Origin of the sequence: Kiloniella antarctica (genome assembly GCF_042682825.1) — a bacterium.
Lineage (GTDB): Bacteria > Pseudomonadota > Alphaproteobacteria > Kiloniellales > Kiloniellaceae > Kiloniella > Kiloniella antarctica.
The window spans coordinates 691,249-715,498 of sequence record NZ_JBHUII010000004.1; the positions used below are offsets into that span (position 1 = coordinate 691,249).

Annotated in this window: 20 protein-coding genes; 8 read left to right on the forward strand and 12 right to left on the reverse strand. The window is 42.4% G+C overall.

Translation table 11 applies throughout. The features are described 5' to 3' along the window. The first annotated feature begins 61 nt into the window (after positions 1-61). Entirely contained in the window at positions 62-943 is an 882-nt protein-coding gene (locus ACFSKO_RS10320; RefSeq protein ID WP_380252257.1) for an HAD hydrolase family protein, read from the forward strand. Between the two features lie 37 nt (positions 944-980). Here ACFSKO_RS10320 and ACFSKO_RS10325 read toward each other — a convergent pair whose 3' ends face one another. Then, on the reverse strand, positions 981-1,682 hold the full coding sequence (locus ACFSKO_RS10325; RefSeq protein WP_380251174.1) for a glutathione S-transferase N-terminal domain-containing protein: 702 nt from the start codon (positions 1,680-1,682) through the stop codon (positions 981-983). A 607-nt stretch (positions 1,683-2,289) separates the two neighbouring features. On the opposite strand from ACFSKO_RS10325, the gene ACFSKO_RS10330 reads away from it, so the two are divergent. Continuing rightward, positions 2,290-2,517, forward strand: coding sequence for a DUF1127 domain-containing protein (locus tag ACFSKO_RS10330; protein ID WP_380251176.1), 228 nt, complete (start codon positions 2,290-2,292; stop codon positions 2,515-2,517). 192 nt (positions 2,518-2,709) lie between these two features. Here ACFSKO_RS10330 and ACFSKO_RS10335 read toward each other — a convergent pair whose 3' ends face one another. Continuing rightward, entirely contained in the window at positions 2,710-3,204 is a 495-nt protein-coding gene (locus tag ACFSKO_RS10335; RefSeq protein WP_380251178.1) for a PAS domain-containing protein, read from the reverse strand. An 82-nt stretch (positions 3,205-3,286) separates the two neighbouring features. Further along, complete coding sequence (locus tag ACFSKO_RS10340; RefSeq protein ID WP_380251180.1) at positions 3,287-4,840, reverse strand: sensor histidine kinase; 1,554 nt, start codon at positions 4,838-4,840, stop codon at positions 3,287-3,289. A gap of 486 nt (positions 4,841-5,326) precedes the next feature. On the opposite strand from ACFSKO_RS10340, the gene ACFSKO_RS10345 reads away from it, so the two are divergent. Both ACFSKO_RS10345 and ACFSKO_RS10350 read left to right on the forward strand, forming a co-directional pair. Continuing rightward, positions 5,327-6,337, forward strand: a complete 1,011-nt coding sequence (locus ACFSKO_RS10345; RefSeq protein ID WP_380251182.1) for an ABC transporter substrate-binding protein — start codon at positions 5,327-5,329, stop codon at positions 6,335-6,337. A gap of 54 nt (positions 6,338-6,391) precedes the next feature. After that, positions 6,392-8,410: an ATP-binding protein gene (locus ACFSKO_RS10350; RefSeq protein ID WP_380251184.1), complete on the forward strand. Its 2,019-nt coding sequence runs from the start codon at positions 6,392-6,394 to the stop codon at positions 8,408-8,410. Between the two features lie 79 nt (positions 8,411-8,489). Here the strand turns inward: ACFSKO_RS10350 and ACFSKO_RS10355 are convergent, their stop codons facing one another. Next, the gene (locus ACFSKO_RS10355) at positions 8,490-8,909 is read right to left on the reverse strand and encodes a RidA family protein (protein ID WP_380251186.1); all 420 of its coding nucleotides are present in this window, start codon (positions 8,907-8,909) and stop codon (positions 8,490-8,492) included. 123 nt (positions 8,910-9,032) lie between these two features. Between ACFSKO_RS10355 and ACFSKO_RS10360 the strand changes: the two genes are divergently transcribed. Beyond that, positions 9,033-12,098 carry an ATP-binding protein gene (locus ACFSKO_RS10360; protein WP_380251189.1) on the forward strand — a complete coding sequence of 1,022 codons (3,066 nt, stop codon included), beginning with the start codon at positions 9,033-9,035 and terminating at the stop codon, positions 12,096-12,098. A gap of 46 nt (positions 12,099-12,144) precedes the next feature. On the opposite strand, the gene ACFSKO_RS10365 is transcribed toward ACFSKO_RS10360, so the two are convergent. Beyond that, entirely contained in the window at positions 12,145-12,969 is an 825-nt protein-coding gene (locus ACFSKO_RS10365; protein WP_380251191.1) for a substrate-binding periplasmic protein, read from the reverse strand. A 564-nt stretch (positions 12,970-13,533) separates the two neighbouring features. Between ACFSKO_RS10365 and ACFSKO_RS10370 the strand changes: the two genes are divergently transcribed. Beyond that, complete coding sequence (locus ACFSKO_RS10370) at positions 13,534-14,070, forward strand: O-acetyl-ADP-ribose deacetylase (protein ID WP_380251193.1); 537 nt, start codon at positions 13,534-13,536, stop codon at positions 14,068-14,070. Beyond that, on the forward strand, positions 14,067-15,302 hold the full coding sequence (locus tag ACFSKO_RS10375; protein WP_380251195.1) for a class I SAM-dependent DNA methyltransferase: 1,236 nt from the start codon (positions 14,067-14,069) through the stop codon (positions 15,300-15,302). The genes ACFSKO_RS10370 and ACFSKO_RS10375 overlap by 4 nt, the downstream gene beginning before the upstream one ends. A gap of 57 nt (positions 15,303-15,359) precedes the next feature. On the opposite strand, the gene ACFSKO_RS10380 is transcribed toward ACFSKO_RS10375, so the two are convergent. The 7 genes from ACFSKO_RS10380 to ACFSKO_RS10410 all read right to left on the reverse strand — a co-directional run bounded on the left by ACFSKO_RS10380 (position 15,360) and on the right by ACFSKO_RS10410 (position 22,984). Next, positions 15,360-16,256, reverse strand: a complete 897-nt coding sequence (locus ACFSKO_RS10380) for a branched-chain amino acid aminotransferase (protein WP_380251197.1) — start codon at positions 16,254-16,256, stop codon at positions 15,360-15,362. A 318-nt stretch (positions 16,257-16,574) separates the two neighbouring features. Continuing rightward, positions 16,575-18,203: a sensor histidine kinase gene (locus ACFSKO_RS10385; RefSeq protein WP_380251199.1), complete on the reverse strand. Its 1,629-nt coding sequence runs from the start codon at positions 18,201-18,203 to the stop codon at positions 16,575-16,577. A gap of 185 nt (positions 18,204-18,388) precedes the next feature. Further along, positions 18,389-19,366, reverse strand: coding sequence for a quinone oxidoreductase family protein (locus ACFSKO_RS10390; protein ID WP_380251201.1), 978 nt, complete (start codon positions 19,364-19,366; stop codon positions 18,389-18,391). A gap of 73 nt (positions 19,367-19,439) precedes the next feature. Then, the gene (locus ACFSKO_RS10395; protein ID WP_380251203.1) at positions 19,440-19,847 is read right to left on the reverse strand and encodes a carboxymuconolactone decarboxylase family protein; all 408 of its coding nucleotides are present in this window, start codon (positions 19,845-19,847) and stop codon (positions 19,440-19,442) included. An 84-nt stretch (positions 19,848-19,931) separates the two neighbouring features. Then, positions 19,932-21,002 carry a lipid A deacylase LpxR family protein gene (locus ACFSKO_RS10400; RefSeq protein WP_380251205.1) on the reverse strand — a complete coding sequence of 357 codons (1,071 nt, stop codon included), beginning with the start codon at positions 21,000-21,002 and terminating at the stop codon, positions 19,932-19,934. 229 nt (positions 21,003-21,231) lie between these two features. Further along, complete coding sequence (locus ACFSKO_RS10405; protein ID WP_380251207.1) at positions 21,232-22,095, reverse strand: delta-class carbonic anhydrase; 864 nt, start codon at positions 22,093-22,095, stop codon at positions 21,232-21,234. Between the two features lie 289 nt (positions 22,096-22,384). Further along, complete coding sequence (locus ACFSKO_RS10410; protein WP_380251209.1) at positions 22,385-22,984, reverse strand: dienelactone hydrolase family protein; 600 nt, start codon at positions 22,982-22,984, stop codon at positions 22,385-22,387. 204 nt (positions 22,985-23,188) lie between these two features. On the opposite strand from ACFSKO_RS10410, the gene ACFSKO_RS10415 reads away from it, so the two are divergent. After that, positions 23,189-24,241 carry a hypothetical protein gene (locus ACFSKO_RS10415; protein ID WP_380251211.1) on the forward strand — a complete coding sequence of 351 codons (1,053 nt, stop codon included), beginning with the start codon at positions 23,189-23,191 and terminating at the stop codon, positions 24,239-24,241. The last annotated feature ends 9 nt before the right edge of the window (positions 24,242-24,250 follow it).

Here is a 24,250-nt window from a genome sequence, read left to right on the forward strand (position 1 = left end):
CTGACGGACCATTTACCCGGTCCGCCCTTGCCTGAAGAGAGGGATCGCCCTGACACTCTTTATATCGGACCTCGATTTCACGCTGCTCGACAGCGATGGTAATTTCCCTCTTCATTCTGCAGAGCGACTGAATAGCCTGATAACAGATGGCATGAAATTTACAGTTGCAACAGCCCGTGCGGCACCGTCGATCAGGCATTTGATGGCAGACGTCGACCTTAAACTTCCCATTATAGAACTTAACGGGGCTATTATACGTGACCTGCACAGCGGGCAAATCCTTGAGCATAGGGGCTTGGGCGTAAACACCGCACTCCCCATTTATAAATGCTTTATGGAGTTAGGCGTCACCCCATACGTATCCGCACTTATCGGTGATCAAAATCCGCTGTTTTATCCAGAACTCAACAATCCTGGAATGCAGTGGTTTCTCGACGAAAAAATTGCACGGTCAGACCCAAGATTGACACCCTGCCCCAAAGATCTTTTTAATCAAAAAACAAGCCCCGGCTCATCCCATACAAATAGATTTTTTGACGACATACTGACTTTTACTTATCTCGGCCCCAAACCTGAGATAGAAGCCATAGCAAAGCTTATAAGTCATACTGCTCCCGATGTCCTTATCACCACGTACCCCAATCATTATATTGGGGACTGGGAAATAGTCATAGCCGCAGCAGACGCGAACAAAGGTAACGCCATTAATCGATTACTAAAATATCTTACTATTGATCTTAACGTAAAAATTTCCAAGACGACTGCCTTTGGCGATAGCTCTAACGATTTAGAGATGCTCAACACCGTGGACCATCCCATAGCAGTATCTAACGCCAGCACGGAAATAAAAGCCAGCGCCCGTGAAATCATCGGTCATCATAAAGATGGTGCGGTGATCGACTATTTGGAAAAAACCTACATACGCCCAATCGCAAACAACTAAGAAGCCAGGCTTCCCTCCAAACTATTCCAGTTAGACATTACTTAGGTATGGTCAATCCGCGCTGAACCGCGGGCCTTGCCAAGAATGCCTCCAACGTTCGTGTAACGTGGGGGAATTCTGTAATCTTCACTAAATCTCCGGCTTCGTAAAAACCTATTAAATTTCGAACCCAGGGAAAGGTTGCAATATCAACAAGCGAATAGTTCTCGCCAAGTAACCAACAGCGATCAGCCAAACGCTGATCCAGCACACCGAGAAGTCGTCGTGCTTCTGTTACGTAACGATCCCGGGGACGTTTGTCTTCATAGTCCTTACCCGCAAACTTATTAAAAAAGCCCACCTGCCCAAATATCGGTCCAATACCTCCCATCTGAAACATCAACCATTGTAAGGCTTGATAGTGACCATGAGCATCCCGCGGGATAAGCTGGTCTGTTTTCTCAGCAAGATAAAGCAGGATTGCACCAGATTCAAACAACGTAAGCGGTTTACCGTCCGGACCATTGGGATCAATGATCGCGGGAATTTTGTTATTGGGATTCAGAGAAAGAAATTCTGGCGACAACTGATCATCACTTCCGAAATCAACACGGTGCCCTTCATAGGGGATGCCTGTTTCCTCCAACATGATCGATACCTTAACCCCGTTAGGTGTCGGCAAGGAATAAAGCTGCAAATATTCAGGGTGGAGCGCTGGCCATTTTTTGGTGATGGCAAAAGAAGAAAGATCATTAGACACAGGCAAAACCTTTTCGATAGCTTTTAAATACGTGATTATTCAAAATCTTTGCGAAATTAACAACGAGGATTAATAAACCTCCGAACACAGTGTACCGTAAAAAGACTTAACGTAGATAGCATATGCGTTCTTCTTAAGTCTCAAAAGAAATTCGACCTCACGTTTTTATCGACGCAGATGTGTCCTCTAATCTCAGATAATAACATCCAATTACAGACGCAGGTTCCACGAAATACCTTTCCCGCATTGCTAGACTATGCAAACTGTGACGGAAAAATGATATATTTGCGTCGAAAAAACTACACGACTATGCTTTTCAGATCGCTTATTTGCGACATTTTGGAATTCTATATGGTTTAAAATGGCCCCTACAACCGATCAGAGCATAGAGGAACCATAGGCTTTTCTGGTCCTATACCCTGCAACATGTACCCGCGCTGTATCCCGCAGAAAATGTCGGTTTTATGACATGCACTTTCTGCATATCGGAGTTGTAGGAATGCCACTCGTAAAAATAAATCAAGGAGACTATATCTGGCTCATCGGACGAACACGAACCTTTCGGGAAGCGTCTAAACTATATATCTACTGTTTAGGAGTTAACACAATGGCTACAGTAACTTTCACTGAAACACTTCCAGTAAACCCAGCTGCAAACTATGCAGACCGTATTGGTTTTGCTCTTGGTAACTTTTTTGTTTCTACGATTGAAGCCATTGAAGGTTACAAGCTTCGTAGAGAAACCCGCCTCGCGCTTGAAAACTGCACAGAAGCACAACTACAAGATATCGGCCTCACACGCTACGACATCCCAGGTATCGTTGCGAAACTCTAATATTTAGAGCGGCCGTGTTCAAAGAAAGCTCGCGCGCACCCATCAACAATCCCTGTTAAATGGATTGCTGATATTTGTAAGGGGATGTCGCGCTGGATGTTTTCACAACATTAAAACCCTGATGAATTTTTCATCGGGGTTTTTCTATGGTTAAACACAATTACCTGAATAGGCTTTCACTCTAATCGGCAGTTAAAAAGAGCCTCGTCCAGATTTAAACTGCTGCACGGAAAAAAGCATTACAATATTCACGGTAATATCATCATTTGAAAGCGGTAAGAACAGCGTTTCATCATAAAGAATTTGATTAGGGTCTTCGGTCTCATTGTTATGATCGTAGATAAAGGATTTACTCTGGCAGACGTAGTTATAATTTTCCTCGACCTCTTCCAATAACGAACCATAAAATGCTTCTTTTACGGTTTTCCCGGTTGGGTCATTACCACGAACTTCAACTTCCTTGGTACCCACAAGTCGATAGCGATAATCTCCAGATTCAGCATCAACCAACGTGATACTTGGCAAAAAACGAGTCATTTTTACGGGATCGAAATCGTGACGGCTTGGCATTTTACGGCCTTGCTTTTTTGAACAATAGAACTCATAAAATTCACGAATTTTCACATCACAAATTGCAAGAAAACTCTCATCGTAAGCCTTGTTTGAGGTAAAGCGTAACTGTATCACTTAAAACTCATCTCCCTATAAATTACAGTTATCATACCTGATTTTTACAGCATGGCTATCATCACTTTTTCAAGAGAATATTTTATACCATCGCAGGCTCAACACTCGGGAAACAAAGCCTAGCGGTTGTCCCTTTTTCAGGTTCGCTCTCTATCTCCAGTGTCCCACCGTGCATTTCAATAAAAGACTTAACCAACGGTAAACCCAATCCCGTTCCAAATTCCGAAGCGGTTGACACTTCCCCAACCTGACGGAAAGGCAATAAAGCCAACTCAAGATCGGCTTTATTCATACCGATTCCTGTATCTTGTACAGATATAACACTTTTTTTGTTTTCGTTATGAGAAAAACTGAGAATAATACGTCCCCCGGCAGGTGTGAATTTGCAAGAATTGGAGAGCAAATTAACTACCATTTGTTTTGTCAAACGCGCATCGGCACAAAACTGAGCATCCTTGTCTTCAACCCGGACCTCAATATTAACGTTGCGCGATTCAGCCAATCCTCTTACCAATCGCGCACATGCTTTGATCGTGTCATTTGCGTTTAACAACTGACAATCCAACTCCATTTTGCCGGCCTCAATCTTGGCCAGATCCAAAATATCATTGATAATTTCCAGCAAATGATTGCCACTTTCATTGATCATACCGGGATATTCTTTGTAACGTTCATTTCCTACAGGGCCGAAGATCTCCTCTTGCATCAAAGAGGAAAAACCAATAATGGCGTTCAAAGGCGTACGTAATTCGTGGCTCATCATCGCCAAAAATTCGCTTTTACTACGATTAGCCTGTTCCGCAGCAATTCGAGCTTCAATGGCTTCTTTATGAGAAAGCGCCATCGCCCCAGCTGCTTCCGTCATTTCGTCACGGTAGATTTTTTCGGCTGTAATTTCCCTACGAAGACTTACAAACCCAACACCAGGTATCCGCATTTCGTGGACAAGGTGCCATTCATTCGCGGTCTTTTGTACAAAAGGATCCTCTTGAGGGGTGTGTAGACGCTCCATTCTTTTTGCCAGATAGATTTCTGGGTCTTCTATGCAAAGTGGGTCCGTGATAGCCCCTGGATCTGCCATGGATATACGAACAACATCAAGATAGTGTTTATTCTCAAGTTCTTCAAAAGGTGGCATATAAGGGAAGAATCGTCTGTATGCCTTATTAAAATAAATCAACCGATCATCTGTATTATAGATAATCATTGCATCAGGCATATGTTCAACAGCAAGGCCTAAAAGTGCTTTTATGCGCGATTGATGCGCTTCTTGGGACGCGGGTGTCAGTGTCAGAATAATTTGACGTTCGCCCTTTAATTCAATGACGCCTGCTGACGCCCGACAGAATAGGGATTGTCCGTTAGCATGCAGCAAAGAAATCGTATCCCCGATGTCACACCAGGATATTTTTGTTTCATGACTTGGACAGTTTTCTTTTGATTTATCCAGTAAATCTTGTGGAGCGAGAGAGAGGAGCCTCTCCTTGCTGTATCCAAGCATTTCTTCTGCCCGTTTATTAACCTCAAGCAAAGAAAGACCATCTTCACTCAAGATTAAGATTCCAGCTTCGAATTTATCTTCCGTTTTTGGTGTCGCCAGCGATAAATCTGCTGCGCCTTTGATTTCAACAGACATGCTGCCCCTCACTCATTGCCTTAAAACCATAGCGTTTCATTACAAAAGAAGAAAGAGTTACAAAGATATTTCAATTATAACGAGATGTATATCAAATATCCCTCTCTCTTTCATCTTTCAAATACGTAAATTCCCTTATAGTCACGACCTGTTTAGTCCAACTCCGAAAAACTGTGATGGAACGTCCCTATGTTTCCTCCCTATACCTCAGAAATATTTATCACATTTCACAAGCAACCGGTTAATAGTATTATTATTTTAAAATTATAAGCTGTTACAAGAAAGTCCGCTTTATATTCACTTTATACTCTGTGAGTTATTTCCTCTGGAATAATTTCGATCATTTGAACAATACGCTACAAATGAATTCCCAGCGGCGAATGAATTTTTAACTATTGTCGCCTATCTTCAAAAGCACCCAACAACGAACCCAATTCAGGTAGTACCTACATTTAGAATACTACCGCCTAATACAAGAGGTGCTCGATGTCTTCACGCTCACAGACAGGATTCAACGAAAGGCGTGTAATTTTCAGCTCATTTAAAGCTTCTCTGCTTGCACTTGGAACAATCAGTCTATTCACCCACTCTCCAACATACGCAACGAGTATCCCTGAAAGCCCTCTACCTATCCGGTTGATTATAAATAACTGGACCAGCCAAATCGTCATGACAGAAATTCTTGGTAAAATTTATCACGATAAAGGCTATACAGTTGAATACAAAGAGCTGGCTTCCAAAGATCAATGGGCCCACTTACACCGGGGACTTGCACACATCCAGGTTGAGGTTTGGCAGGGCACTATGTCAGAAGATTTGGCAAGGACCAGTGCTCTTGGACAAGTCATTGAAGCCGGGGATCATGATGCATTAACCCGTGAAGAATGGTGGTACCCCAGTTACGTAGAAGAACGTTGCCCAGGCCTTCCTGACTGGCAAGCCCTTAAAAAATGTGCAGTATTATTTTCTGACTCAAGCACATCCCCCAAAGGACGATACGTAGCTGGCCCGTGGGAAAAGCCGGAACGAGCGCGGATCAGAGCCCTGGAAATGGACTTTGTAGTTAAGCCCGTAAAAGTTGCTGATGATCTATGGATAGAACTCAACAAAGCCTACACCGAAAAAGCCCCTATAGTTTTGTTTAACTGGAGCCCGAATTGGATCGAAGATCGCTTCGATGGGGAGTTTGTGGAGTTTCCAGAATACGATCCAAAGTGTGAGACAGATCCGACCTGGGGTGTAAACAGCACGCGATTATATGATTGCGGTAATCCAAAGAATGGCTGGTTAAAAAAAGTGACTTGGGTACAAACGGAACAAGAATGGCCCTGTGCTCATGCCATTCTTAATGACATGAACTTTGACAATGCGATGATCAGCCAAATTGCAGCCTATGTTGATGCCGATGGCATGACCCACACCCAAGCCGCAGACAAATGGATATCAGATAACACAGCATTGATTTCGACCTGGGGAGCGGAAACCTGTAGCAAATAACATTCCCTGAATTAAAATCTTCCTTTGTAATCCTTGAACAGAAGATATCTCTAAGTGCCTGACAGACAAAATTTTGCACCAGCACCATCAAAGCGCCTTGCGTTCAAGCTTGCCCGGAATGTTGTTTTTGTATCCTTATTGATCGGCTCATTGATCAGCATTTATCTCGCTTATAAAGACATCATTTTAACAAGAGAATCATTCAAATTAAACGTTGAACAAGTCATCAAAACAGTTAACCGGCCCGCGTCAAGATCTGCCTATAACCTCAATTCAGAACTCGCCGGAGAAGTTGCCGATGGATTGATGGAATATAAAGCAATCATATCAGTTACTATTCATGACGATTTGCACAATACCTTAGCCAGCAGGTCGCAAAATTTACAGTCATCCCCTTATAGGTGGCTCGCCGAGGGGCCATTCGGGGGATTGCAAAATTACGAAATCGAGTTGCGTACAGCTGACGACATTGAAGTAAAAGCTGGTTATTTATTAATCATCGCTGACCCGATTGTTGCCGTTAATCAATTTATTAGTCGCACAATATCAGAATTTATTTTTAACATTTTACGTAGTTTAATCGTCGCGGCGATACTCTCCTTAATGTTTTATAGGTTATTGGTCCGGCCGCTCCAACAGATCTCCCATGACTTGGCTTATGTAGATCCTGATAATCCAGAAGGAACCCACCTTATCATCCCCAATCGAAATATTGGTGATGAACTCTCTATCTTGGCAGATTCCGGGAACCGATTATTAAATTCAATTTCCCAGCGGGTTGGGGAACGCAACATGGCAGAGGCTGAATTACTTGAATCAGCAGAACTGCTTGAACAACGTATTAAAGAACGAACGGCTGAACTTGCACAACAATACGAAGCCGCCCAAGCCGCGAATAAAAGTAAACAAGAATTTTTGGCGACGATGAGCCACGAAATTCGAACCCCAATGACCGCCGTTATGGGGCTTTCCGATATGCTTCTTGATGAAAAACTAAAATCAACAACACGCGAAAAAATCGAAAAAATTAAGGGTGCCACACAATCACTTCTGGTCATTATCAACGACATTTTGGATCTATCAAAAATTGAAGCCGGTAAACTACAGCTGGAGAATACGGACTTTCACTTCCGGTCAGAAATCAAAAAAGCCGTTGAAATTATTGAACGTTTAGCCGAAGAAAAATCACTCAATCTCGTGATAAACATATCCGATGAAATTCCTACAGGGCTAAACGGTGACCCCGCACGTATTCGTCAAATCCTTATTAACCTTCTCGGCAACGCCGTAAAATTCACCGCAAAGGGAACTGTCACCCTTGAAGTTGAAAAGCAACCAGCTTCAGGCAAAGATACTCCCTTACTGATATTCAAAATCAGCGACACCGGAATAGGCATCGCCCCAGACACCATAGACAAGTTGTTCAACGCCTTCACCCAAGCCGATACCTCCATCAAGCGTCGCTATGAAGGAACCGGGCTTGGTCTTGTGATTTCCAAACGTTTAACCGAACATATGGGGGGGAGCATATCAATCAAAAGTGAAGAAGGCGTGGGCTCGACTTTCGAAGTAACAATACCTTTAATACCCTCAAAAAGTGATGTTCAAAACCTACCCACTTCAGACAAGGCAATAACTTATGAAACTCAATCTCCTCTGACAGTACTCGTCGTTGATGATAATCAACTTAACCGCCGTATTATTCAGGTTATTATGGAGAAAAATGGTCACAAGGTATTATTGGCGGAAAATGGACGAGAAGCCGTTGACAGTGTCACCAAGGCAGGTCCTGAGATAAGCCAAACGCCTGATCTTATTTTGATGGACGTACGCATGCCTGAGATGAGTGGCCCGGAGGCAACCATCGCAATCAGAGCAAGCAAAGGTCCAACCGCTCAAATCCCCATCATCGCCTTAACCGCAGATGCTATGGATGAGCATGTTAAAGAATATTACGAAGCGGGTATGAATTCTTTTGTCCCCAAACCCATCGATACCTTTAAACTTCTACAGGCAATAAATCAGGTAATGGGGAAAGAAATCCACCGGGCAATACACTCTCCTGACATCTAGAAAATGAGCACAGATATTTTAATGAACGAGACTTCTTTCTCGGAAAACCAAACGAACCTTTTTCATCACAAGAAGTGTTTTATAATGAATGAAATTTATCTGGCCTGTCTGCCATCACAGCATCAACTTCAACTTCAATCAGCCACTCCCGATTAACAAAGCCGCTAACGGCCATAATGGTATCCACCGGGCGGATGTCGAGAAAATACTCTTTTCGGACCTCAACGGCTTCTTTCCAATCATCAATGTTTGTCAAAAATAACCGAGTTCGAACCACATCTTCCAACCCAGACCCCGCACTTTCGAGCGCTTGTTTTATAACTTCAAAACACTGCCTAGCCTGAGCGGCGACATCATTGATCCCGACGGTATTACCCTGTCGATCCACGGGTGCTGTCCCGCCCACAGAAATATAAGGTCCAACCCTCACAGCCCTGCTAAACCCAACGATCTTTTCCATCGGGTTGCCGTTTGTAATGAGTTCGCGTTTGTACTTCATATCAACCTCATTTTTGTGACCAGATTTCCAATTTCAGACAATTTAAAATAGAGTTTTTTATCCTTAATATATTTTTAATTGTAACAACTTAAGCTGAGGCCAAACCAAAGGACGTAATTGGCCATGTCCATTAAAGCTCGCATATTTTCCGTTTTTTTTATTCTGCTTGCGCTCCTCAGTGCGACAACCCTTGCAGCAAGCTATCTTCTTGAGAATACAACACAACTATCCCAAAGTGAAATTAACAGATCTAAGTCTTTAAAACTCGCAGACTTAGTTAGACAGAGTTCAGCTGATTTAACTGTTATGGCACGAACTTATGTCGCAACAGGCGACCCAAAATATGAAAAATACTTCTCCGATATTTTAGGTATCAGAGAAGGCCTCATTCCACGCCCCGAAAATTATCATGAAGTCTATTGGGATTTTGTTATCCATGAGCAAGAGAGATCCCTCAAAGATGGCTCCTTGATTTCACTCGAAAAATTGATTGATGAAGCTAACCTGACAAAAGAAGAAATCAGGTTTTTACGCCTCGCAAAAATTAACTCTGACCACCTGGTTGAACTCGAGCGAACAGCCTTTGCGGCCATGAAGGGTTTATACGCTGATGGAAATGGTAATTTAATCCACCCGGGTCCCGTAGATAAAAAAATGGCCCTCGATATTTTATATGGCCCTGAATACCTTCAAGAAAAAACCAAAATTATGCATCCAATCAATAATTTCAGTAAGGCTGTCGACATACGAACCGCTCAAGAAATTAAAACAATAAAGGCTGCTGGTACTGACCTCCTTAATACTGTGATGGGTTTAATATTTTTAACTATTATTTTTGCCATTGGTTCGATTTTTCATTTAAATAAGAAGATAATTAAGCCAATTTTACAGCTGTCACGGGTTAGTTCTGAGATCAAAAATGGTAACATGGATCAAAGAATGCCCATCATCTCCCAAGATGAAATCGGTACATTGAGCGCTGCTTTTAACAGCATACTCGAACGTGTCCACCAGATGTTATTAAAGCTCCAGGAAGAAAATGATTCCCGCCGTAAATTATCTGATCAACTGGATCAAAATAATACCAACTTATATCGCGCACAAAAAGTAGCCCGTATGGGACACTGGTTTTTAGACTGCACAACGAACTATGAGATATGGTCAGAAACTCTTCCTGAAATTTATGGTCTCCCCCCTGCTACTCAAGCCAGTTATGAATCTTTCATCCAATGTGTACACCCTGATGACGTTGAAGACGTCGAAAGAATACAAGGGCAGCATCTCGATAAGGGTGAACCTTTTTCATTGAGTTTTAGACTTCTCCACCAGGATGGCTCCATCCATCACATCATAAATCACTGTACAATGAAGTGTGATGACCAAGGTAAGGTGCTTCAAGTAACCGGAATTATTCAAGACATAACTGATTTAAAATTAGTTGAAGAAAAACTTGAGAGTTCAAAAGCAGAGGTCGATGCAATCAATCGAAACCTTGAGCACACCATTACACGACGAACAAAGGCGCTCCAAGAAGCCAAAGAAGAAGCAGAGATGGCCAACTCTGCAAAATCAGACTTCCTTGCCACGATGAGTCACGAAATTCGTACCCCTCTTAACGGATTGGTCGGGATGGCCAATCTGCTTAAAGATACAAAATTAAACGACGATCAAAGAGAGAAATTATCGCTCTTAATTTCATCAAGCCAAAACTTGTCGGAAATAATCAATGACGTTTTGGACATGAGTAAAATTGAAAGTGGTGCAATTGAAATTGAAACGACAACATTTGATTTAGAAGGAATAATGAAATCAATCATTGTTCCTTTCCAACACATCGCACAACAAAAAGAACTTTTCTTCAATATTATTTATCAAACACAAGACGTTCACTTTATCAACAGTGACCAAATTCGTTTGGTTCAAATACTGAATAACCTTCTGAGTAATGCCTTCAAATTCACCGCAAACGGTGGCATCACACTCACCGTAGAAATTACCAAATTAAAGGAACAAGCTCTCAACTTGAAAGTTGTGGTCGAAGACACCGGTCCAGGTATCGTAAAGGATCGCCTCGAAACTATTTTCGATGCCTTCATTCAAGAAGACAATTCAATAACACGTAAGTTTGGTGGAACAGGTTTAGGCCTAAGTATTATAAAAAGCATCATCGAAATGATGCAAGGTAACATCGATGTTACAAGTACCGTCGGTGTTGGAAGCCGTTTTGAGGTCAATCTTCCTGTAACGGCTGGAACAGAGCTAGAAATTGGAACCTTACAGTTATCTAACGTAGACACCGAACTAGAAGATGTCGGGTCGTTAAGAATTCTCCTCGCCGAGGATAACCCGGTCAATGCCATGATCGCGATAGCTTTTCTTAAGAAATTTGGTCATGAAATTGTGCATGTTATAAATGGACAAGAAGCTGTCGACACAATGGGAAAAGACAAATTTGATATCGTTCTGATGGACGTCCATATGCCCATCATGAGTGGGATCCAAGCCACAAAGCTCATCCGGGAAATGGATCAGAAATATGCTGATATTCCCATAATTGGCTTAACAGCAGAGGCTTTTCAAGATCGTCATGTGCTTTTTAAAAAGGAGGGCATGAATGATATATTGACCAAACCCTTCAAAGAAGACCAACTCAAGGCGCTTATCATTCGCCACCACCTTATTGCCACCATGAAGAAGGCTCCCGAACCAATTTCTGAATTTGAGAAATCAGAGGCAGTAAGTAACCGCCCCGAGACGCCGGAGGTTTCAGATATTAAACCAGTTCATGATACTGATGAATCCTTCATATTGATCGATACCCTTGATCCCAACTTATTGTCTGAGGATATGAACAACACACCCATCGGCAATGAAGAACAATTTGAAGAATTCAAGAAACAACTGGGACCAGATGTCATTTGTCAGCTCATCGGTGAAACTCCCAGTACCGTGCAACATTTTCTCGAAGATCTTCGTGAGGGGATTGAAACAGAAAATCATGACAAAATAAAAGAAGCTGCACATAGTCTCAAAGGATTAGCTGGCTCAATGCTCGCTCCCCGCCTTTCAAGACAGGCTGCCGTGATAGAAGATTGTTGTACTGATATTGATAGTGTACGCGAAATGATGCCAACTTTGGTAACAACAATGTCTGAAACTGTGGCATGGTGGAATAAAAAAGTTTCTTAGATTTCTAGTAAATTACCCCATCGACGGACGACATAAACGATCATTTTTATTGGGATTCTTCTGCAATACACGGTTGGTTATTCCAGTTCGTAAGGTGGCGATCAAGGATTTCTTGATAGATCCCCTCTTCTTTCAGATCAGTCATCGCTGCTTTAAAAGCGACAACCAGCTGTTGATCACTGTTGTTGCTAAATGTCGCCCATAGAGGATTTGCCAAAGTATTTATGGCGATTACTGGCGTCAAGAGATCCCCATTAAATCCTCCGCGGCAAGCAGCATTGCGGGCCAGAAAATCTGTAAGCGGCAACATATCAATACGATCATTATAGAGCATTTGTATGCCTTGGGAATAATGAGTGTAGGTCGTGTAATCCCGCGCCTGTTTAAAGCCCAATTTATCCACAAGACTTTGAGCAGATCCGCCACGTTGGATACCAACAACATACGCACTATCGCGCAAGGCATTAAGATTTTCTACAGTTATATGGGTGTTCTTTTTTAATTTGTAAAACGACTGTCGATAGGGGGAAACCGTGCCTAACCACTGATAATGTGGCTCTCTCTCCGCTGTTCTTGAAAGAGAAAAAAACAATGTATTAGGGGCTGTTTTTGCTTCCAGCAATGCCCGTTTCCACGGAAGAAACTCAAAAGCGGTCGCTTCAAAAGAATAAACACGCTTTACCCGTTCAATTATAGCCTGAATGTATTCAGTAACATAACCATCCGGCGTACCGTCGTTTAGGTATTGAAGCGGGGCAAATTCATCTGTGACGATGCGTACTTGGGGTTTTGTTTGCGCAACTTCAGGTGTGCTCGCGATCTCAGGGGCTATCACTTGCGCTTGCGCCAAGCCCCCAAGCAGATTTAGCATGACAATACTAAACACCCAAAGCGACGTTATTATTTTCATAAAATATGTGTCGAACAAAAATTGAGTACACAGCTTCACAGTTTTTATCGAAGCTTTCTTATCTTAGAATAACAAAAATTTACAAAAGTATCATTTAGATTAGCTAAAATTTGATGAAGGTCACACGCAAATCATTAACTTTCCGTTCAATAGATTAACCATAATTTGACCACGTATCTACCTGAAAAATGCCGCCACAGTAATTTCTTTCTAATAGAGATGATTTGTTTACAAACGACAGAAAAAAATAAATATCTCCATAAATGTCCCATAAAAATAGATACAAATTCTTTCTCATCTGATTATAAAATTAATGATGACATCTTAAAGAGGAAACTTTAGTGAGCTATTGTTTCAAATTGTCCACGGGGAACATCCGATCAAACCGCGATTTTCACCACCAAAGCTCAACCCTCTCTTGACTTGGCACCAATAATTACGGCACCATTTTCCAAAGCATTTCAAAGTTTATTCCTCTAACGATTAAGCAACATCCCATACCGTAAGCCTGCAGGACGTCAAATTATGTCTATGCCTTTTGATCAACTAACCGTCATTCAACAAGACATCACCACCCTCAAGGTCGAGGCCATTGTTAATGCCGCGAACTCATCACTTCTCGGTGGTGGTGGTGTAGATGGCGCGATCCACCGCGCTGCTGGACCAGACCTATTGGCCGAATGTACAAATCTGAACGGATGCGAAACTGGTGATGCCAAATCCACCTTTGGATATAATCTGCCTGCTTATTACATCATCCATACCGTTGGCCCGGTTTGGCAGGGTGGCAACCAAGGCGAAGCGGATCTACTAGCCTCTTGCTATCGGCGTTCATTAGAGGTTGCGATCCAAAATGATTGTCCTCGTGTGGCCTTTCCGGCCATTTCCACCGGGGCCTATCGGTTTCCAATGGATGCTGCAGCCCGGATTGCCGTCAAGGCAACAGTTGAGTTTTTGGCTCATACTGACAAAATTGAACAAGTAATTTTTTGTTGCTTTGATGAAGCCAGTAAAACACGTCATCAACAGGCAATTAGAGAGCTGTGCGGGCAACAAACGTGAAATCAACAAACTATAAAACGAAAACCATTAAAACCGATACCGGGGAAGAGCTTATTCTTTTCCAAACCTTGGATAACTTATGGTGCTGCCCGGCCTGTGGCTCTCCTGAACTCAGCCAACAGCCTTACCGGGAAAAAGGGTTACCGTCTTTTGAGATTTGTAATTGCATGTTCCAAATCGGCTATGATGATAATCCTCTTACCAACAATGAGGCTGTAGAAGGCATTAAAAATAATTGGCAACGATGGAGAACGCAACTTTTACATAGTTATCAAGGAAATACCGACAGGCTCAACGAACTAAAACACCAGCTCTCTTTCATCGGTATTGAGGAACCGACTTCGAACGCCACCTCTTTCGACCAAATCTCTTTAGGGGAAGCAGTCCCTCATCCAGATATAGAACCCCCAGTCGATACAAACGACCACTATCATGATCCCCTGCTTACGCGTTTATATGATCTGCAAAACCCTTGGGGGCCTGATTATGATTTCTACCTCTCACTGGCCCAATCACATAATTCCCCGTTGAAAGTTCTCGACATCGGGTGCGGAACTGGCATTCTCACTACGGCTTTTGCCAAAGCAGGTCACAGTGTCACGGGCGTAGATCCCGCCATTGAAATGCTGAACCGCGCAATTAGGAAACCCAATGGTGATAAGGTTATGTGGGTAAAAGCCACTGCCCAATCCTTTACCAGTGAAGACCGCTTTGATTTAATTATACTTAGTGGTCATGCCTTTCAGGTGTTTTTGAGCGATAACGCCATTCAAACAGCCTTGATAACGATGAGGGAACATCTTGCACCCTCGGGTCGTATCGCTTTTGAAATAAGAAACCCCGAAGTTAAAGCCTGGCAAACCTGGACAGAGGAAAACACTCGAGAACACTTCATCGTGCCCCCATCCATGGGATCTAAATCATCCAAATCCCAGGAAGAAGCTCTGGATGTTTGGCATGACATTGAAAGTGTCGAAGACTGCGGCGCAGGTAAACTGGTACGTTACAATACTTTATATCGAAAAACGTTTTCCACCTCGACCACCCCGATCAATGTCACGCCGATAAAAACCTCGGCAACCATCCGCTTTCTCACCTACCAAGAAGTACTCGTTCATCTTGATCAAGCGGGCCTGACACCTCATGAAGTTTATGGAGATTGGAATTCCTCGCCTCTAAAGCCGGACAGCAAAGAAATTATTGTTGTTGCGGAGCTCAAACCCAATAAATAAAAAGGCCTTACCCAATTATACTGGATAAGGCCTTTAAAATTTTCAAACTTTATTTTATTAGGATTTAGCCCATTTCCAATAGAGATCACGGGCGAGTTTACTTACCGGGCCAATTGGATATTCAACATCTTCAAACTTCACAACTGGTGTGATTTTGGAAATATTTCCACTCATAAAGACCTCATCAGCGCCTTCGAAATCTTCAAACGATAATGTGGTTTCAATGACTTCGCACCCAGCTTCACGTAGCAAACCAATGACCCGCTGACGGGTGATACCGTTAAGAAAAGTGCCGTTTGGTATCGGTGTATAAATAACCTCATCTTTGACCATAAAGATGTTCGCCGTACCCGTTTCTGCAACATTTCCCAACGCATCGGCCACCAAAGCGTTATTGTATCCACGCGCTTGTGCTTCACGGATCATACGACCATTGTTTGGGTAGAGACAGGCAGCCTTGGCATTTACAGGAGCCATGCTGACCATGGGACGGACAAAGCTGGTCCGACACAGGGTTTGAGTATAGGTCGTTGGTGCCATAGGGAACTGTTCAAGGCAAAGACAGAACGCCGTAGAATCTGCATCCGGCACTACGGTGCCCGCCCCCCCCTCAGTTGACCAATACATAGGACGAATATAAACAGCAGCATCTTTGTCGAATTTCTTGAGACCTTCAAGGGTAAGCTCAATAAGTTGCTGAGTTGTCAGGGTTGGTTTCAGCCCCATAACCTCAGCCGAAGCATTAACGCGGGCCGAATGCAAATCCAAGTCAGGCACAACACCTTCAAAAGACCGCGCCCCATCGAAGACAAGAGAGCCAAGCCAGGTTCCATGATCCGCCGCCCCCATAATCGGCAGATTACCCTCATGCCATTCGCCCTTGAAATAGGTCCAGATTACTTCACCGATTGCCATTCGCTTGCCTTCTCTTTTACCTGTGTTTTTATTAACCACTGCTACTTGGTTATCTTGTTTGTTTATACTTCAGGTTTAGTCGGCCAGATTACTTTCTTCAAGCCCAATATTCCTAATCCCATTACCCAGCTTTCCTAATCGATAGATAAAGTATCAAACGAGGTCATTATAAATTTTTGAATTTTAGGATAGGGAATTAAGAATTAGTCTTTATGAATCAAAAGGATTTCATCCAACACTTTTGAACAACTGGCATCGACATAAAAGGCTATCGCACAGTTTGGGTGGCAACAAATGATGACTAATGTAAAAAATTATTAACTTAAAATAGACAACAAACCACAACTGTTCATAACGTCACGACACCAATGGCAAACTGACATAAACTGTCGTGCCTTGCCCTAAAACGCTTTCTAAGCGCAGTTCCCCACCTTGCGCTGATGCCAACCTTTTCGCCAGACTAAGACCCAGTCCGACCCCCTCATGTGAACGTGTCATGCTATCTTCTACCTGACTAAAGGGCTCAAAAACCTTATCCAAATTTTCCTTGGAAATACCAATACCATTATCTTTAATAACAAAATCAATAAATTTATTCTTTGTTATCTCAGTATAAAAAATAATTTCACCGTCAGCCGGCGTGAACTTGATGGCATTAATCAATAAATTCGTAAGGATCTGTTTAACGTGCTGTTTATCTGCAAAAATATAATAATCCTCAGTAGGTTCCACAACCTGATAAAACACCTGCTTTTCATTAGCTTTACTCTTTACCAGTTGAACACAACATCCCATCAACTTCGAAACTGGTAATTTTTCAGGTTCAGGAGATATTTTGCCCGCTTCAACTAAAGATATATCAAGAATATCGCCAATAATTTCGAGTAAAAAATTTGCCGATGTCTGAATATCAGCTGCATATTCCTTATATTTAAGCGTGCCGATGGGGCCAAAAAGCTCCCTCTCAAGGATCTCAGAGAAACCAAGAACCGCATTCAAAGGTGTCCTCAATTCATGGCTCATATTTGCAAGGAACTGATTTTTTGCATGATTAGCAGCTTCTGCACGATTTTTCTGCTCAACCAGTTCACGTCGTGCATTATGACTTTCAAACGCGCCACGACAACTGAAAGCCAAGGACTGGATATGATTAAGCTCTAGTTTTGTTGGGCCTCGAGTTGTTTTGTAATAAATAGCGAAGGTGCCGTAAGTAACGCCACTAGAACTCACAATTGGATGCGACCAACACGCGTGATAATCAGTTTGCCTAATTATATCCAGATATGGCGCCCAATTTGGGTGATTATACAGGTCTTCAACGACAACCAGTTCTTGTGTTTTTGCCGCCGCGCCACAGGATCCTATATTTTCACCGATCTCTAATCCATCAACAGCGTTGGCATAAGCCTGAGGGATATTCGGGCCAGAGATATTACGGAGATATTTTCCATTTTCCAGTAACATAATCGAACAAGTCATATACGGGAAAATTGCTTCAACGTTATGAATTAACCGATCAAAGTTATCTTTTAATGAAACGCCTTTGGTAATGTTTATAAGCATTTCATTATAGGCCGCCATCGTTTGTTCGCGATTTTTTAACAATGAAATATCAGTGCTAACACCTAAATAATATTGCTCGGTCTTGCCTTTGAGTAATAGAGGAGAAATTGATAACTCTTCCCAATAATAAGCACCTGATCGTCCGGTACAACACAGTTCTCCTGTCCAGGTTTCCCCCTCTCGCAACCGTTTCCACATGTCCTCGTAAAAAGAGTCTGGATGATGTGTTGACCTTAACTTACGAACAGAACTTCCTTTGAGTTCTTCGATAGAATAACCGCAAAGATCAGACAATTTTTGATTTGAATATTCAATTATTCCGTCATCAGACAGAATATAAACAAGCGCATGATTATTAACCAGCCGAAGTAATTCTCTTGTAGGACCATCAATAAAATCATCAAAAATTGGTGGCTCGTCCATTAAATACCCCCTCATGAGAGGTTAGAGTTTTGTTTAAAAATTTCTATATTTTATTAAGTTTTATTACCCAAAATTACAATAACAACCCTAATTATAACTTAGCAGTAACCATTCTCCAAACACCGATCACGAACAACCATAGCCTTCATTTCACATAAAACCAAATTCAATAAGAGCTTAATTATTCAATTTGGCAGTAAAATTGTAGAACCGGTCGTTTTACGTCCCTCCAATTGATCATGGGCTTTTACTGCTTCTGATAAACTAAATTTTTGATTGATATTAATCTTGATTTTTCCAGAAGTGATCATTTTAAAAAGCTCGTCAGAGGCCGATTGTAAATACCCTGGCTCAGCGGTAAAATGGAAAAGGATTGGACGCGTAACGGAATAAGACCCTACGGCAAGATCAGATAATTTGAAGTCCAGTGCCGGACCGGAAGATTGACCAAAATTCACAAGAGAACCAAAGATTTTTAGACAATTTAAAGATCCCGGATAAGTATCTTTTCCAACGCTATCATAAACAGCATCAACACCCTGCCCATCAGTTATTTCGTTGATCCGCTCAACAAAATTCTCGGACCTGTAATCAATTGTATGGCCATAACCGTGTTCCGCCGCCAGCGCACATTTTTGAGGTCCGCCTGCCGTTCCTATAGCGTTCACACCTTTTGCCGAAAGCCACTGCCCAGCAATCAGACCAACACCACCTGCTGCAGCATGAAACAGAACTGTTTGTCCACGTTCAGGCGCATAACTTCTATGAAGCAAATAATGCGCGGTGAGCCCTTTGAGCATTGATGCCGCAGCCACCTCATCCGAAATATCATCAGGTAACTTCACCAGATGTTTGGCATCTAAAGCGCGATGAGTAACATACGCACCATTGGGAAGAGTATAGGCCACACGATCTCCAACAGTAAAACCAGAAACACCCTCACCCAGTTGCTCTATAACGCCTGCTGCCTCACTACCAAGCACCAAATCTTTCTCAACTGGCCAAGGATAAAGCCCACTGCGAAAATAGGTATCAATGAAGTTGACGCCAATCGCGGTATGGCGGATCAAAACTTCACCTTCTTTTGGACTTGGGATATCCAGATTGATCTGCTTTAAAACATCCGTGCCGCCTGTTTGACGGGCGATAATGGCGTAACTCATGTATTTATTCCATATTTTTCAGTAATTACGGGGCTTCAATAGAAAGTAACCCTACTTAAGCATGGAGAGATAATTACCCCTCTTCCAATAAAAACTCCGGATCAGTAGGTACTTGCAAGGCCGTAGCGAGCTGGTTGGTTTTGGACGCCAACGCCACTATCTTCAAAACTTCTGCGTGTTGAGTTTGAGACATACCTTTGGCTTTGGCACCGGCGGTGTGGGAGTGTACACAGTAGTTACAGTTGTTGATGATCGAGACAGAGAGATAAAGAAGTTCTTTGGTCAGAGGATCAAGATCAGATGGCGTCGCCATCACAGCTTTTACTTCATCCCATGTGCGCTCGAGAAGGTCGGCATCAAACGCAAGATAACGCCATATGTTATTGATAAAATCCGATTGTCGTGTAGCACGAATATCATCAAACACCGCCTTCACACGGGGATCGCTTTCAGGGCTCTTAGGGGGAACAACAGTGGACATGGCACGCTCCTATGTGTACGGGGAGGATTGAGTTAACCTCTTGTGTTTGGTTAAGAAAATCACACCTGCACGGAAACTACCAGTCTAAAAACCAACTCCGAAGCTCAAAGCACCAAATACGCCAGGGTCGTCTTGGCCTTCGAATTCTTTGGTGCGATAAACCATGGTATAGCTGAAACGGTATTGCTCGTAAGTAAGCGCGAGGCCAGCATTGGCGTCAGCAACAAAATACTTTTTGTCGACAGAGTGCGAGTTACTAAAGGTATTACCATCGAGGAAAATATTGCGGGCAACTGCACGGCCTTCAAGTCCAGCAAAGAGATACCAGCTCCAACCATCCTCTGGTCTGTCAAAATACCCCGTTCCGGGAAGCGCCGGACGCACACGAACGGGCTCATCTTGCCATGTGTCTCGTTCCGGGCTCAGGCGAAAGGTCATCCCTGCGTCAGCAAAAGTATGCGCATTCCCAAGGGTCGCACCGTAATAAGGTGATGCCCCAAGCGAAAGACCACCACCATTGACTTGCCAATAATTCGGAAACCGCCGCTGCCAGCCCAAGCTTAACGTGGGCTCATGGTTTAGCTGATTTGACCAGCCGTGCGGTGTCGGGCTGTCTGTGGTGATATGAGTGTGGACAAATTTTTGTGCTTGTTCACCCAAAGCAGATGGACCAACAATACCGAGGGACGCTTCAATCTCATCCATATGGTTATCTGTGACAGTTACCAATCCAATAGAACCGTACATATGGGCGGCCCATGGCCGATCATCAGGATCTTGGCTGGTTTGGGAAATATTTTGCGGCGTATAAATATTCTGGCCCAACGAATAAAATACACTTGAGGTTTCGTTGATGCCAAAGGTCGGCACCACACGATCCAAAGTATAAGCAATTTCCGGAAGATCAGCGTTCACATCCAAATATCCCAGCCTGACACCGCTGGTGTAGTTTTTATCAGTGCCTGCGGCCCCAAGGGAATCATTTTCGATCACAAGAGTAATAATCTGATCTTGTTCATTCCCAATCACTTTGCTCGTTAATTCCTCTTGGAAAGTTGGATCGCCAAACTCGCCTTGAGTATTATCTTGTGCAACAGCAGGCGTTCCTCCAAAAACAAGAGTGGCAAGAATACCCATAGAGATCTTTGAGATCATCAATTTTCCAAATCGTTATTAATGCAATTCAACCAAACCGCGTCAGAGATAAAGTCAAATCATGGCATAAACATGTTAAATGCCAAATTCCAGAGCCCAGTTACCACAAAGGCCCTTAATTCATAAGAGTTAAGGGCCTTTGTGTAAAATATTTCAAGTTTAAAAGATTAAATACTACGTTCTAATTTCATAAATTACCTACAATCGTTCAAGCTTTTGCCTCTCCAAATTACTGAATTTTGGATAATAAATCTGGATTAACAACTAAGTTTCTTACGCCATGTGCATGATCTTCTTCATACACATTGTCCTTAAACCAATCACCAACGGTTAGAATGTTCACCTTTGCCACTTTAGGCCGGACACTCCATGTCACTTGGAACGGAGACCCTTTTTCATTGTAACCGGGGCCTGTCGTTGAGCCAGCATACTGAACTGGCGCACCAGTATTAGTTGGAATGTTTAATGCTTGGTACATCCCATCTTTTTTACCGTGCTTAGTTAAATCACCAAAGTTTAGAGCACTTTTATCATTCACCAACACATACACTTGTGTTTCTACACGTAATTGAGGGTTTTTAATGGAATCGCTTAAGCACGCACCCAATGTTGGTCCAGGTTTTACTTGTGCGGTTGAATGTACATAGTGAACTTCAATTGTATCGCCAACAGAAAGACCACCATGTTCTCCTGCACCGATCTCTTTATCGAGCTTTGTTAACTCAGAAGTACTTAGTTCGCCATCGTACTCATAACCGCTTTGATATCCGTGCCCATCGCCATTACCGGCATGTTTTGTGAATTCCCCCCCTTTATGCTCCGCGTTTTTATGAAAGTGAACATTACAGAGGTTCATCATTGAAAACGCGGGGGCTGCCTCAAACATACGGGTGTTGTTGCCAACGACTGAATCAATATCTCTTGGCGATTGAGGACCAAATCCTTTGTCATCTGTATTTGTTGCCAATGCACTTCGTTGTGAGGAAATAACTTCATCAGTGACTTGTTTGTGAGCATCAGTCGTAGAGCTACCTGCACTCGCATAGGCAGGGAGTAATATTGCAGCAGCCGATAACAAACAAATAATCTTCATAGTATTACTTTCATATTTTTGAGTAATTTAAATTAATTTCTTACATCTAATTACAACCGTAATTAATTACTAAAATTGGTAATACTTAGGAATATTACCTAGGCATAACATCATGTATTGTTTACTTATTTTTTAATTTTCACGATCAATATTAATAAAAAAATCTATTAAAAAAAATTACTCATACGATTAAATACACTCTTAAATATGATCTTTTAATTAGGACGCATCCCTACATTTATCCAGGGCTTTACACTCGAGATGAAGACCATAGATAAACTGACCAATTTCAACCACAGAGATGTTTTAAAAATAAATCTTGATGAGAACTAAGCTCGACGTTTTCCAACAGGCCATAATATTCATCCGCAATATCTTCGGAATAGTTACCAGACTGCTCATTCATAAATCCGTGTAACCCACTCACTTGATGACAGTGGACCAGCTCTTTGCATTTGAGCGTTTCCATTATTTCATTAACAGAAAAATGTGCTTCTTTAGCGGGAAAGATCAGTGTTGAAGGACAAAGAGGGGTTAAACCAAGATAGTTTCTGATTTGGCCGGGATAAAACCCGATAAAATGCTGAACCTTATGGGAAAACAAGTTACCCAGACATCTCCAGATCGCCGTTGCGCCCGCACTAAAGCCAATAAAAAGTATTGGTTCTTTTAGCACCGATACTTTTTGCGTAACCAACTCAAAATAATGATCATGTCCACAAAGAGATACAAATTCGGTGTAAGCGACGGCTTCATCAGTAAAATTTTTCTTTATGCCTCCATAAGGATCAAGCGAGTGTACCTCCACAGATTGCCTCTCCAAACAATCAACCATCAAATCAATTGCCGGGGTTCGACCAAATATATCCGTAACAATTACAACCTGCACGCTATCAAACGCCTCTGTTTAAGAAAAAAATAATACTTATAACCTATGACTAAATTATTGGTCTGCCCGTACCCTTCTTCCTTCTCAAACAGTGGCGTAACATAATTTTAATGACAACAAACCGTTATAAGTCGAAAAAATATATAATAAGAGCAACAAACTTTCGCTCTTTTTTGAGTACAGGTGCAATAGAGGATATTAACATTGTCTGAAATAACCACTCCTCCCCCCAATCCTATAGGTTGGTTTAGAAGTGCCTGGTTTGACCATACCTTTATTGGTGGTATCGCCCTCATAGCCCTGATTTCAGGGTTCATTGTGGTTATGAAACCAGAATTATTTCCTGTTGTCCTCATTGCCGATCTTTGGCTCCTTGGCTATCACCACGTGATTGCAACCTTTACCAGACTGGCGTTCAACAAAGATAATTTGCGCGAATATCGGTTCTTTGTCTTTGTCCTTCCTTTGATTGTTTTCTCAGTCACCTTTGCTACCGCCTGGTTTATCGGTGTCTGGGTTATCGCAACGATTTATCTCTACTGGCAGTGGTTCCATTACACCCGACAAAGTTGGGGGATTAGTCAGGCTTATCGCGGAAAATCAGGTGGTCTGGTAAAAGACAATCCTCTTTTTGCCAAGTTATCTTTCTATCTGGTCCCCATATGGGGAATCCTCCACCGCTCTTGGCAGGCACCTGATACGTTTATATTTGTTGAACTTCGGGTTATTCCGATACCAGAGTTATTAGTGGATATCACGGGCGTTCTCGCCGTGCTTTCAGTGCTTGCCTGGGTCTATACCCGTATCCAAGCATGGCGTGCAGGACAACTGCCCATCGCCCATACCTACTATATGATTTCACACTTTGTAATTTTCTATGTTGGCTATGGGCTTATAGAAGATATCACCTATGGTTGGCTCGTGATCAACATATGGCATAATGCACAGTATGTTCTGTTTGTTTGGCTATTTAACGTTAATCGTTACAAAAAAGGAATTGATGACAAAGCGCTCTTCCTGTCAACAATCAGCCAACCAAAGAATATTCTACGGTACTTTTTTGTCACTCTCGCCATCAGTACCTTAGTCTACGGATCTCTTTCAGTTGTTATTAGCCGCGACCTTCTTCTCGTCGGACTTCCTCTCACGGTTCTGTTTTATCAGACCGTTAATTTTCATCACTACATCGTCGATTCAGTTATTTGGAAAATGAGAAAACCAAAAATGCAAAAGACCTTGGGAATTAAGAATTCTTAATGCAATTCT

Coding starts and splice junctions, on each gene's coding strand:
- ACFSKO_RS10330 (WP_380251176.1), top strand. CDS start 2,290: ATGGCTACAGTAACTTTCACTGAAACACTTCCAGTAAACCCAGCTGCA.
- ACFSKO_RS10340 (WP_380251180.1), bottom strand. CDS start 4,840: ATGTCTGTTGAAATCAAAGGCGCAGCAGATTTATCGCTGGCGACACCA.
- ACFSKO_RS10345 (WP_380251182.1), top strand. CDS start 5,327: ATGTCTTCACGCTCACAGACAGGATTCAACGAAAGGCGTGTAATTTTC.
- ACFSKO_RS10355 (WP_380251186.1), bottom strand. CDS start 8,909: ATGAAGTACAAACGCGAACTCATTACAAACGGCAACCCGATGGAAAAG.
- ACFSKO_RS10360 (WP_380251189.1), top strand. CDS start 9,033: ATGTCCATTAAAGCTCGCATATTTTCCGTTTTTTTTATTCTGCTTGCG.
- ACFSKO_RS10365 (WP_380251191.1), bottom strand. CDS start 12,969: ATGCTAAATCTGCTTGGGGGCTTGGCGCAAGCGCAAGTGATAGCCCCT.
- ACFSKO_RS10370 (WP_380251193.1), top strand. CDS start 13,534: ATGTCTATGCCTTTTGATCAACTAACCGTCATTCAACAAGACATCACC.
- ACFSKO_RS10385 (WP_380251199.1), bottom strand. CDS start 18,203: ATGGACGAGCCACCAATTTTTGATGATTTTATTGATGGTCCTACAAGA.
- ACFSKO_RS10390 (WP_380251201.1), bottom strand. CDS start 19,366: ATGAGTTACGCCATTATCGCCCGTCAAACAGGCGGCACGGATGTTTTA.
- ACFSKO_RS10395 (WP_380251203.1), bottom strand. CDS start 19,847: ATGTCCACTGTTGTTCCCCCTAAGAGCCCTGAAAGCGATCCCCGTGTG.
- ACFSKO_RS10400 (WP_380251205.1), bottom strand. CDS start 21,002: ATGATCTCAAAGATCTCTATGGGTATTCTTGCCACTCTTGTTTTTGGA.
- ACFSKO_RS10405 (WP_380251207.1), bottom strand. CDS start 22,095: ATGAAGATTATTTGTTTGTTATCGGCTGCTGCAATATTACTCCCTGCC.